Origin of the sequence: Gemmatirosa kalamazoonensis (assembly GCF_000522985.1) — a bacterium.
Lineage (GTDB): Bacteria > Gemmatimonadota > Gemmatimonadetes > Gemmatimonadales > Gemmatimonadaceae > Gemmatirosa > Gemmatirosa kalamazoonensis.
Window position 1 is genome coordinate 4,822,787 of sequence record NZ_CP007128.1, and the last position, 11,754, is coordinate 4,834,540.

An 11,754-nucleotide genomic window follows, 5' to 3' on the forward strand; every position below is an offset into this window, starting at 1 on the left:
TGGTCGTCTGGCGAGCGTTCGGCGCGGAGCGCATACTCGACGCGTGACCTCACGACTCTCGGTCGATCGCATCGCGCGCGCGGCGTCGGCGATCGACCCGGTGTTCGCCGGCACGCCGCAGTTCGTGTCTGACGCGCTGAGCGCGCGGCTCGGCGCGCGCGTGCTGTGCAAGGTGGAGACGGTGAACCCGATCCGCTCGTTCAAGGGACGCGGCACCGACTTCTTCTGCGCGTCGCTGCCGCGTGGGGCGCACGTGGTGTGCGCGTCGGCCGGCAACTTCGGCCAGGGGATGGCCTACGCGGCGCGCCGCCGCGACGTCGCGGTCACGGTGTTCGCGGCCGAGCGCGCGTCGCCGCTGAAGGTGGAGCGCATGCGGGCGCTCGGCGCCACGGTGCACCTCGGCGGCGCGGACCTCGACGAGGCGAAGGCGCGCGCCCGCGCGTGGGCCGCGGCGCGCGGGCTGCCGTTCGTGGAGGACGGACGCGAGGTCGCGATCTCCGAGGGCGCCGGCACGATCGGCGTGGAGCTCGCCGCGTGGCCCGAGCCGATCGCGGCGCTGTTCGTCCCCGTCGGCAACGGTGCGCTGCTCGCCGGCGTCGCGACGTGGATGCGCGCGCATTCGCCGCACACGCGCATCGTCGCCGTGAGCGCGGCGGGCGCGCCGGCCATGGCACTGTCGTGGCGCGCGGAAGGCCCGACGTGCACCGACGACGTGCACACCATCGCCGACGGGATCGCGGTACGCGTGCCGATCCCGGAGGCGGTCGCCGACCTGCAGCCGCTCGTCGACGACTTCGTGCTCGTGCCCGACGACGCGATCCGGCGCGCGATCCGATGGCTGTACGAGGACACCGGCCTGCTCGTGGAGCCGGCAGGGGCCGTGGGCATCGCGGCGATCGCCGCGTGGACCGATCGTTCGCCGGACAGGCTCGTCGCCACGCCGCTGTGCGGCGGCAACCTCACCGACGAGCAGGTACGCACCTGGATCTGGGAGGCGACCGCGTGACCAGCGTGACGCGTCGCGACGCGCTGCGACTTCTCGTCGCGCCGCTGGCGCTCGCGGCGGTGCGACAGCCGCGGCGCCTGAAGGTGCTCGTCGCCGGCGGTCACCCCGACGATCCGGAGAGCGGCTGCGGCGGCACGATCGCGCGCTACGCCGACGCGGGACACGAGGTGATCGCGCTCTACCTCACGCGCGGCGAGGCGGGCATCCCGGGCACGTCGCACGACGACGCGGCGCGCATCCGCACCGCCGAGTCGGAGCGCGCCTGTGCGCTGCTCGGCGCCACGCCGCGCTTTTTCGGGCAGATCGACGGTGACACGCACGTCGACGCGGGCGCGTACGCGGCGATGCGCGCGCTGCTCGCGCGCGAGCGGCCCGACGTGCTGCTGACGCACTGGCCGGTGGACACCCATCCCGACCACCGCGCGGTGTCGCTCCTCGTCTACGACGCATGGATCCGCGCGGGGAGCAAGGAGGCACTCGGCTACTTCGAGGTGCTCACCGGCGATCAGACGCAGCTCTTCCGCCCGACGGACTACGTGGACATCAGCGCGGTGGCGCAGCGCAAGCGCGACGCGTGCTTCGCGCACGCCAGCCAGCATCCCGACGACTGGTATCCGCGGCACGAGCGCATGAGCCGGTTCCGGGGCATGGAGCGCGGGTGCGAGCACGCGGAGGCGTTCGTGCGGCACGAGCGGGGGCCGGCGCTGCCGCTGCCCGGCTAGTCGGGGGCGGGGGCGGGGGCGGGGTGAGAACGGATCGGGGGTCGGGTCGTGTCACGGTGGAAGCCGACCATCCACCTCACCCGACATGCTTCGTCCCTCGGCGGTGCGCGTGTCGACACCGATCCCCGAGCCGGATCCGCCGCGATTGCGTCCCGCGGATCGGCCCCCGTACGTTCGCCTCATGGAGCCGGGCCCCGACCGCGTCTCGTCGGTCATCGAAGGGGTGCTCGAGCGCTTTCGCCGCATGGTGCGCAGCATCGGCGCGAAGCGTGGTCTCGTCGACGCCGACCTCGACGAGGTGATCCAGGACGTGCGCATCCGCCTGTGGCAGGCGAGCAAGCGCGGCAAGCCGCTCGAGGAGCTCGGCTCGTCGTACCTGTACCAGGTGGCGACGACGGCGGCGCTCGAGGTGCTGCGGCGCCGGCGCACGCACGGCGCGGATCGGTCGGTGGACGTGCACGACCGCCCCGATCTGCCGTCGACGACGTGGTCGCCGCTCGACGACGTCGAAGGGAGCGAGCTCGCGGCGCAGATCGACGCCGCGCTGCAGACCATCGCGATCGATCGGCGCGTCGCGGTGCGCATGCACCTCGCGGGCTACGACCGCGACGACATCTCGCGCGCCCTCGGCTGGACGGACGCGCGCACGCGCAACCTCCTGTACCGTGGGCTCGAAGACCTGCGGCACCGGCTCACGGCCATGGGCGTCACGCCGCGGAGGGGGGGACGATGAGCGAGCGATTCGACGACGACGAGCTGCGCGCGGCGTACGTACGCGTCGACGCGACGGACACCACGCGGGGGGCGGAGTGCCCGACCCCCGAGGCACTCTCCGCCGCCGTGCGCGGCGAGTGGACGGGCACCGATGCCGAGCGGCTGCGCGTGCTCGACCACGCCATGCGATGCGCCGCGTGCCGGCGCGAGGCGGCGCTGATGCATGCGCTCGGCGCGCCGCCACGTCGCGGCGTCGCGATGCGCGACCGCGTGTGGCCGGTCAACCGGCGCGCGACGCTCGCCGCGGCGGCGACGGTGCTGGTCGCGGTGGGCCTGTACGGCGCGAACCGAGGACAGCGAGCCTCGCGCGCGGACGATCTCACGCGCGGCGGCGTGGACGGCGATCTCGCGCTCGTCGCGCCCGCGTCCGCCGCCGCGGGCACGCGCGACTCGATCGCGTTCGTGTGGCGGTCGGTGGCGGGCGCGTTCCGCTACACGCTCGAGGTGGACGCCGCGGACGGCTCCGTGCTGTACACCGCGACGACCGTCGACACGGCGCTCGTCGCGCCGTTAGGCGGCGTGCCGCGCGGCGAGCACCGGTGGTCGGTGCGCGCGCGGCTCGACGACGGATCCGAGCGCCACTCGGAGAGCCGGCCGCTGCGCCTGCGCTGAGCTCCGCACGCGCCGCCGCGCACGACGCGGCGGTGCGTGAGAACGATTCGGCGATGCCGTCGTGAAACGCGTCACCGGTGCCGCGCGACTGCGCGTCGCACCCGAGCCCGCGCTCTCCCCCCCCCCGGCGCGAGTCGCTCCCTCGACACGACACGACCCATCCAGGAGGAGCCGTTGCGCACCACGACCATCCGCCCGCGCCGACGGGCCGCGCGCCTCAGCGCGCTCGTCGGCACGGCGCTGTCGCTCGCCGCTCTCGCGCTGGCCGCATGCGCCGATCGTAGCAGCACCGCCCCACTCCCCGCCGAGCGCGCGCTGCAGCCGTCGGCGCCGTCCGCGCAGCGCGGCGCGCTGTCGGGCATCGACTGCGGCTGCTCGAAGACCGGTCCGTACGTCGCACCGAAGGCCGGCAAGGCGATCGCCGTGGACTCCACCGGCGCGTCGCCTAACGGTGTCTACAAGGTCACCGCGACGCCCATCGGCACGACGATCAATCTCCGCATCACGAAGGGGACGACCGACATCGCGCAGTACACCGTGCCGCTGAACGCGAAGTGGGGCTTCAGCCCCGACGATCAGCGCTTCGTGTACCACTACACGCTCGGCACCGCGCCGAGCACGACGCAGAACATCTTCCTGTACAACCTCGCGAAGAGCGTCTCCACGCCGGTGTGGCAGACGGCCGTCGCCACCGCGCCGTCGCGCATCGTGTTCAGCCCGAACGGGCGCTACCTGCTGCACGCGCTGACGTCGAGCGCGAACTACACCACGTTCTCGGTCGTCGACGCCCTGAGCGGCGTCGTGCGCTACCAGTCGGCGTTCGCGTTCACGGTGCCGGCGGGCACGGCGAAGGACACGGTGGGCATGGCGACGTGGGGCTTCAGCCCCGACGCCCAGGACCGCACGTTCGCGTGGGCGTTCATCACGGGCTCGAACAGCGCGCAGTGGAACGCCGTGAACCTCACCGAGCCGCAGTCGTCGGCGCTCGTGTTCAGTGAGGCATCGGTGACGCCGGGGACGTGGAGCTTCAGCCCGTGCGGCGACATGCTCGGCGTGGTCCGTCAGACCAGCGCGTCGTTCGTCTCGGTCCGCGTCATCCAGACGCGCGACGGCGTCGAGCCGCACACCGGCGCCACGTACAACGGCACGACCGCCACCGTCCGCACGTCGACGACGGACCACATCGGTCAGGTGAACGGTGTCGATCAGTCGGCGATCACGGCGAACACCGCGAGCGGCCCGTGCATCGTGGTGCCGCAGCTCAGCGCGCTGACGCTCACGCCGACCAGCTTGCAGGGCGGCGCGGACTGCACGGGCAAGGTGACGCTGACCTCGGCGGCGCCGTCCGGCGGCACCGTGGTCACGCTGAAGAGCAGCAACACGGCCGTGGCGACGGTGCCGGCCTCGATCACGGTGCCGATGGGGAGCACGACCGCGAGCTTCACCATTCACACGAACGCCGTGTCGACGGCGAACACGGTGACGATCACCGGCACGGCGACCGTCGCCAAGTCGGCCGCGCTCGCGGTGAACCCGCCGCCGCCGGCGGTGCGCGCGATCTCGATCAACCCGAGCACCGGCCTCGGGTTCGGCGACCAGTTGTTAGGCACGACGAGCGGCGCGAAGCCGGTCACGCTGACGAACTCCGGCAACACCGCGCTGGCCATCAGCGACATCTCGACGTCGGCCGACTTCGGCAAGAGCACCGACTGCCCGCTGGCGCCCACGCCGTTCGCCGTCGGCGCGACCTGCACGGCGTACGTGACGTTCTCCCCGTCGGCCGCGGGCGCGCGCAGCGGCACGCTCGTCGTGACCAGCGACGCGACGGCGAGCCCGCAGTCGATCCCGCTCTCCGGCAACGGGATCACCCCGTTCGTCAGCGCGAGCGTGGTGCCGGGCAGCATCGGCTTCGGCACGCTGTACCTCGGCACCACGACCTCGGGCCGCATCGTGAAGGTGACGAGCAACGGCAACATGCCGCTCGTCATCACCGCCGTGACGCTCGGTGGCACGAACCCGTGGGACTTCGGGGTCTGGGACGACGGCTGCAGCGGCGCGACGCTGGCCCCCAACACGTCCTGCACGTTCGCGGTGACGTTCGAGCCGCTCGCCGCCGGCACGCGCACGGCGACGGTCACGATCGCGCACAACGCGCCGGGCAGCCCGAGCTCCGTCGCCTTGAGCGGCGCGGGCGTGAAGCCGCCGGGCGGCTACATCCCCTGACTTCGCGGGCGGCGCGCACGGGGCCCCGACTTCTCACGAGGTCGGGGCCCCGTGTCGTGTTGCGCCGGCGGAATCCGTCTGCTCCCGTGAGGCACTCCGCCGGACCGTCACGCGACGCGTCGGCGCGAGTGCGGAAGCAGCATCCGCCACCCCACCCCGCCATGCATCCCACCGCTCGCGTTCTCCCGCGCGCCCGCCTCGCGGGCGCCATCGCCGCACTCGCGCTCACCACTCCGGTGGGCGCGCAACCCGGGTTCTTCCAGTCGAGCGTCCTCTCGTATGCCGCGTATCGCACCAACGGAGCGGGGACGATCTCCCGCCCGTGCGGCTCGACGTACGTGGCGCTGAACGGGCCGGGGACGGCCGGGCAGAGCTGCCAGGGCTTCGGCGCGTCGTTCGACTGGCTCGCCGACGCCACGGCCGGCGCGACGGGCGCCCACGCGCGCGTCGGCGGAACAGGCCTCTCCACGTCGCCGACCGGATACGCGACGTGGGGCGCGGTGGGCGGGCCGCGTTGGGCGGATCGACTCTCCATCACGAGTGGAAACCCCGCGTCGATCGGCATCACCGTCGCGTGGGACGGCGCCATGGGCGTGGACGTCGCGGCGCCGCCGGGCGTGGACGTCGTCAGCTCCGCGCAGCTCGCCTACGGCTTCTTCGCGGCGCCCGCCGGTCAGATCAACACGGCGACGTACGCGCAGGTGCTGAAGATGGCGACCGACGACGGCGGCGGGCTGCACCAGCGGACGTCGTTCCACGACGTGCAGTCGTTCACGCTGTACACGGGTGGCGGCGCCTACCTCGACTTCGACTTCCTGCTCACGATGCAGGCGAGCGCGCTGCTGACGGAGAACTCTGGCCCGCCCGGGTCGTCGTTCGACGCGTCCGCGTTCGCCGACGCGACGCAGCTGGGGCGCATCACGAGCCTCACGTTCTACGACGGCTTCGGGCAGGACATCACGAGCAGCGTGCAGTACAGCTTCCTGAACGGCACGCTGATCTACCCGTCGGCGCCGGCAACGACGGCTCCGGAGCCGGCCACGTGGGCGTCGTTAGGCACCGGGCTGCTCGCGCTCGCGGTGCGCCGCCGACGCCGTGCGAGCGCGAGCACGACGAGGTGACGCGTCACGTCGCGCGCTCCGCCAGCGCGGGCAGCAGCAGGACACCTATGCCGCGCTCCTCACCAGTGCCAGCCGAGCGAGGCGCGCACCTGTCGCGGCTCCGCGGGGTGGAAGTGCACGTCGTCCACGCCCGAGGCGGGCTCGCCGGGGAGCCGCGACGCGTAGAAGTACTGGATGTCGTCGACGCGGCGGTTCGCGAGGTTCAGCACACTGACCTGCATCCGCACGCCGGTGCGCAGCCGATAGCCAGCGTCCGCGTTCAGCAGCGTCGACGCGCGCGCCCGCACGGCATCGTCTTCCACGAGCGGGTACGAGCCGAAGTGCCGCACGCGCAGTGCACCGAACGCCCCGTGCCTGCTCGGCAGCCACGTCACGCCGCCGGCGACGACGTTCTCCAGCGCGCCCGGGATGCGCGACGACCCGCGCGCCGCGCCGCGGAAGCGCGCGCGGGCGAACGACACGTCGCCGTCGAGCGAGAGCGACGGGAGCGGGCGCCAGTCGTTCGCGAGCGTCACGCCGCCGCGCCGGCTCGCCGCGGACGGCGCCGTCGCGCCCGCGTCGCCGACGAACAGCAGCTCGCTGTCGAGGCCCAGCACCCAGAGCGACACCGTGGAGCGAAGCCCGGTCGCGGACGATACGCGCAGCCCCACCTCCGCACCGCGCGACCGCACGAGCGGGCTCACTCGGCCCACGGAGTCGTGCGTCGCGGGATCGACGGTGATGGTGGTGCCGCGCGCGTCGTTGCTGTGGAAGCCGAGCCCCGCGCCGACGTAGAGCTCCGTGCGCTCGTCAGGCGCGAAGACGAGCGACGCCTTCGGGCTCGCGACCGCGGCGGCGCGATGGCCCGAGTTCGCCGGCGTGTCGCTCGACACGTCGAACGTGTACGCGTCGCCGCGCACGCCGAGCACGCTCCGGAAGCGCGCCGTCCACCGCGACTCCGCTTCGGCGAACACGCCGGTGCCCGTCTCGGTCACGCGGTCGTCGCGCACCGTGCCGACGCGGCGGCGCGCGACGGTGTTGAACAGCCCCACGTCGCCGACGAGATCCGTGCGGTGCTGCACGCCGAACTTCACAACGTGCGTCGCGCCGAGCGCCGCGAGCTGCTGCGTCTGCGCGAGACTGCCGCCGAGGACCACGCGCCGGTCGGTCTGCGAGAACTGGTCGCCGCTCGCGGCGTCGCCGAGGAAGTACTCGAAGTTCGAGAACAGCGTGAGATCGGAGTAGATGCCGTAGAGGTGCGCCTCGCGCACCGCGCGCGCGCCGACGTGCCGGTACTGCGCCGAGAGGCTGTAGCGCGCCGCCTCGCCGCCGTCGGTCGAGTCGATCTGACCGAAGCGCGACACGAGGCCGGACGCGACCGCGCGGCGCGGGATCTGGTCGCTCGCGTTCCACGCGTTGCGGTACGCCATGCCGAGGATGCTCCAGTCGGACGCGCCGCGTCGCGCCGACCACCGCGCGACGCCGCTGTACTTCCGGATGCCCTCGGGGCGCACCCATGGGCCGTCGTAGCGCTTCACCTCCCCGCCCAGGAGCAGCGTGCCGCTGCCTAACGCCGACGAGCCGCCGGCGGCGACGCGCGCGAGGCCGTTCGCGCCGCCCGTCACCGTGGCGAACGGCCGGTCGACCGCGCGCACGAGATGGAACTCGGCGCCGCCCGCGCTGCCGAAGTCGCCGATCTCGGTGTGGTACACGCCGAGCGCGTAGTCGAGATGGTCGACGAGCTCCGGGACGAGGAAGTTGAGGTCGGTGTAGCCCTGCCCGTGCCCGTGCGACGGCATGTTGAGCGGCATCCCGTCGAGCCGCGTCGCGAAGTCGGTCCCGTGGTCGAGGTTGAAGCCGCGCACGAAGTACTGGTTCGCCTTGCCGTCGCCGGAGTGCTGCGTGGCGATGAAGCCGGGCACCGTCTCCAGCAGCTCCGCCTCGCGGGTGATGGGCCGCGCCTGGAGATCCACCCGGCCCACCCGGCCCTCCGACACGCTGCGCGCCGTGCCCACCAGGTCGTCGACGCGGCCGATCACCTTCACGGTGTCGACCGTACGCGGCGGCGACGACTGCGCCGCGAGCGCGGCGGGCAGGAGCAGCGCGGCCACCAGGGGCGAGCGACGCATGGGTGAACGGGAGGAATAGGTGCGCGGCCGACCGTGACGACGGTTCTACGACGGGTCACGGTCGATCGGATCCATACCGGCCGTCGCCGGCGTCGTGCGCACCTCTTGCAGGTGCTCGCGCCCGGACCCGACGCCTCCCGACTCCTCGATGACCGACCCGACTCGCGACTCACGACTCCCGGCGTGGCTGCCCGGCTTCGCGCACGCGCTGCTGCGCATCGTCACGGGCGCGCTCTATATGCAGCACGGGCCGCAGAAGCTCCTCGGCCTGTTCGCCGATCCCGCGCGCCCGTGGACCGGACCGCCGCGGATGTTCTCGCAGTTCTGGATCGCCGGCGTGCTCGAGACGTTCGGCAGCGTGCTGATCATGCTCGGCCTGTTCACGCGGCCGGTGGCGTTCCTGCTCTCGGGCGAGATGGCGGTCGCGTACTTCCAGGTGCACTACCCACGCAGCTTCTGGCCGATCATGAACCGCGGCGAGAACGTCGTGCTGTTCTGCTTCGTGTACTTCTACCTGTTCGCGACAGGTGCCGGGCCGTTCAGCGTGGACGCGTGGCGGCGGCGCGGCCATCGCCCGTGAATTGAATCGCAGAGGACGCAGAGGGCCGCAGAGGGCTGCCTCTTTGTATTGAACCACAGAGGACGCGGAGGACGCAGAGGAGAACCACTTCTTGTTGGGGTTCCTCCGTGTCCTCCGTGTCCTCTGTGGTGAAAAGCAGTTGCCGTTCTCTGCGGCCCTCTGCGGCCCTCTGCGGTTCGATTCGAAGAGCCGCCCTACGCCGCCGCCGGATCCGCGTCGCGCAGCTCGCTCGTGTCGGTCGACGCGCCCGCGCGGCGCGCGCGCCATCGCGCCAGCCGCCGGAAGGCGAGCGCGAGCCCGGTCCACACGAGCACCGTGGCGCCTAACGACGCGAGCCCCGCGATCGTCTGGCCGACGATGCCGAGCACCTCGCCGGTATGCGCGAAGCGGAGGAACGACCGTGCGCGGCGCCCCGGCGACTGCGTCGCGAACGGCTCCCACCGCACCACCCGGCCGCTCGCGCGGTCGACGACGAGCTGACTGCGGCGCTGCGGCTGTCCACCCGTGCCGGCGTCGACGCTGACCGTCACCTGTCGAGCGGCGGGACGCGGGAGCTGGATCTGCATCGTGCGCCATGCGGGCACGCGCGCGGTGCCTAACGCGACGAGCGCGTCGAGCCCCACGCCGCCGCTCGCGGGTTGCGCGGCGGTGGGAGCGGGTCCCGCGCCGCCCGGACCGGCGCTCTGCGCCGGCGGCCGCTCGCCGAACGCGCGGTACACGAGCCGGTTCGCCCACCCGTACGACATCACCACGCCCGACGCCACGATCACGACGAGCGGGACCCACGCCCACAGCCCGATCACGTGGTGCCAGTTGAAGTCGCGCGCCTTCGGCGACAGGCCGCCGCGGAACCATGCGAGCGCGCGGACGTGTCGCCACGTCCACCGCCGCGGGATCCACAGGTAGATCCCGGTGAGCACGAGACCGAGGAAGGCGAGGTTCGACGCGCCGGTGACCGCGCGCGCCACGCGGCGGCCGTCGCCCTCGCGGCCGAGCCAGCGGTGCCAGCTCGTGACGGCGGCGAGCGCGCGCCGCACCCGTGGGGCGCCCTCGCCGAGCACCGCGCCCGTCGGCCGGTCGACGTAGAGCATCACGTCGCGGCCGAACGTGACCGCCACCGGCGCCGTCGGGTCGGCCCGCACGGTGAGCCCACTCGCCGACGCACCACGCACGCGAGTCCGCGCGCGCGCCACGAGCGTGTCGAGCGAAAGCGACGCGGAACCCGTCGCGTCAGGCGCGGCGGCGAGAGCGCGGCGGTCCGCCCACGCCTCGAGCTGCCGCTCGTAGGTGAGCGCGACCCCCGTCGCCGACATGACGAGCACCACCACGCCGGCGACCACGCCGCAGACGAGATGGATCCAGAAGATGACGGGACGAACCATGGTCGATGCGGGGTATGCTGGTGGCGCGAACGTTAACGGCGACGGCCGCGCCGAGTAGGGGGTCGGGGGCGTCCGCGTGTTCACCGTGAGGAAGCCGACGACGTGCTCGCGACCGCGCGCCTCACCGATCGTCTCCGCAGCATGACGTCATGTCGACGGCGATCGGGCGCCTGCGCGGGCTCCGCGTCGCGGCCCCGGCGCCGCGGCGGGCGGTCGCCGACGGCGCGTGACGGAGTCGAGGAGTCCCAGGAGGCCGAGCATGACGAGCAAGATCCTGCGCCGCGCGGTCGCCGCCGGTGCGTTAGGCACCGCCGCGTGCCACACGTTCGTGCTGCGCGAGGCGACCGTCGCGCCCGAGCCGGCGCCGGTCACGCGCGTCGACGTCGCGGGGAGCGACACGACGTACGTGCTGCGCACGAGCGGCTACGCGCTGCTGTCGCGCGACCGCCGGCTGCTGTGGACGCACACGACGCTCGACGACGCCGCGCACCGGTACCGCGCACTGTTCGGCGCCACGCCGCCGGCGATCGCGGTGCGCGTCGACTCGGCGCCGGTCGCGGCGGGCGACGCGTGGAACGGGCTGCCGCTCGTCGCCGTGCGCGTCGCGCCGCCCGACCCGAAGCGGGTGATGCCGGGCGAGGAGTCCGCGCGCGAGGTGCCGCAGGTGGCGGTGCGCGCCGCGCAGACGTGGGTGCGCGCGCTCGGCGTGCCCGCGGGCGCGTGGTGGCTCGAGGTGGGCGCGACACGGCTCGTCGCCGATCCCGCGGCGCGCGTGGCCGCGATCGCGCAGGCGGCCGACGCGGGCGACCGCACGTCGCTCGCCGCGCTGCTCGCCGCGCCGCGGCCGGCCGTCGACGAGATGGTGGCCACGTCGCCCACGCGGTACGACGACGTACGCGCGCGCAACGTCGGCAGCGGCGCGTACGGAGCGTACGGCACCGACGGCAGCGCGCAGCCGCGCGCCGACCGCCTGCCCGTCTACCGCGGCCCCGCGCTGCCGTCGCAGGCGGCGGCGCTGCTGCTCTTCCTGCGCGACCGCGACTCCGCGTTCGTGGCCGAGCTGCCGGCGCGGCTGCGCGCGGGCGCGTCGCTGCCCGAGCTGCTCGCGCGCAGCGACGCGCTGCCGCACACGGTCGACGCGTTCGACGTGGAGTGGCGCAGGTGGCTCAAGGCGCGCGCCGCGGGCAAGGCTACTCGGCCGCCTAACGCGTCACGCGCCCGCTGAC

The 11,754-nt window shown here is 73.6% G+C and carries 10 protein-coding genes; 8 read left to right on the forward strand and 2 right to left on the reverse strand.

Annotated features, from left to right (window positions below; translation table 11 throughout):
* Positions 1 to 43 precede the first annotated feature (43 nt).
* The 6 genes from J421_RS20885 to J421_RS20910 all read left to right on the forward strand — a co-directional run bounded on the left by J421_RS20885 (position 44) and on the right by J421_RS20910 (position 6,458).
* On the forward strand, positions 44 to 1,006 hold the full coding sequence (locus J421_RS20885; RefSeq protein ID WP_025413123.1) for a threonine ammonia-lyase: 963 nt from the start codon (positions 44 to 46) through the stop codon (positions 1,004 to 1,006).
* Positions 1,003 to 1,728, forward strand: coding sequence for a PIG-L deacetylase family protein (locus tag J421_RS20890; RefSeq protein WP_158508859.1), 726 nt, complete (start codon positions 1,003 to 1,005; stop codon positions 1,726 to 1,728). Before J421_RS20885 ends, J421_RS20890 begins: the two co-directional genes overlap by 4 nt.
* An 85-nt stretch (positions 1,729 to 1,813) precedes the next feature.
* The gene (locus tag J421_RS20895) at positions 1,814 to 2,461 is read left to right on the forward strand and encodes an RNA polymerase sigma factor (RefSeq protein WP_104022888.1); all 648 of its coding nucleotides are present in this window, start codon (positions 1,814 to 1,816) and stop codon (positions 2,459 to 2,461) included.
* A complete protein-coding gene (locus tag J421_RS20900; protein ID WP_025413126.1) occupies positions 2,458 to 3,114 on the forward strand; it encodes a hypothetical protein in 657 nt (218 codons plus the stop codon). The genes J421_RS20895 and J421_RS20900 overlap by 4 nt, the downstream gene beginning before the upstream one ends.
* A gap of 174 nt (positions 3,115 to 3,288) precedes the next feature.
* On the forward strand, positions 3,289 to 5,337 hold the full coding sequence (locus J421_RS20905) for a choice-of-anchor D domain-containing protein (protein WP_025413127.1): 2,049 nt from the start codon (positions 3,289 to 3,291) through the stop codon (positions 5,335 to 5,337).
* A gap of 161 nt (positions 5,338 to 5,498) precedes the next feature.
* Positions 5,499 to 6,458 (forward strand): PEP-CTERM sorting domain-containing protein, encoded by a 960-nt coding sequence (locus tag J421_RS20910; protein WP_025413128.1) that lies wholly within the window; start codon positions 5,499 to 5,501, stop codon positions 6,456 to 6,458.
* A 59-nt stretch (positions 6,459 to 6,517) separates the two neighbouring features.
* Here J421_RS20910 and J421_RS20915 read toward each other — a convergent pair whose 3' ends face one another.
* Complete coding sequence (locus tag J421_RS20915; protein ID WP_104022889.1) at positions 6,518 to 8,566, reverse strand: TonB-dependent receptor; 2,049 nt, start codon at positions 8,564 to 8,566, stop codon at positions 6,518 to 6,520.
* A gap of 148 nt (positions 8,567 to 8,714) precedes the next feature.
* Here J421_RS20915 and J421_RS20920 point away from each other — a divergent pair, with 148 nt between their 5' ends.
* On the forward strand, positions 8,715 to 9,146 hold the full coding sequence (locus tag J421_RS20920) for a DoxX family protein (RefSeq protein ID WP_025413130.1): 432 nt from the start codon (positions 8,715 to 8,717) through the stop codon (positions 9,144 to 9,146).
* A 194-nt stretch (positions 9,147 to 9,340) separates the two neighbouring features.
* Here the strand turns inward: J421_RS20920 and J421_RS20925 are convergent, their stop codons facing one another.
* Positions 9,341 to 10,528, reverse strand: a complete 1,188-nt coding sequence (locus tag J421_RS20925; protein ID WP_025413131.1) for a PepSY-associated TM helix domain-containing protein — start codon at positions 10,526 to 10,528, stop codon at positions 9,341 to 9,343.
* Between the two features lie 259 nt (positions 10,529 to 10,787).
* Here J421_RS20925 and J421_RS20930 point away from each other — a divergent pair, with 259 nt between their 5' ends.
* Positions 10,788 to 11,753 carry a hypothetical protein gene (locus J421_RS20930; RefSeq protein ID WP_025413132.1) on the forward strand — a complete coding sequence of 322 codons (966 nt, stop codon included), beginning with the start codon at positions 10,788 to 10,790 and terminating at the stop codon, positions 11,751 to 11,753.
* Position 11,754 lies beyond the last annotated feature (1 nt).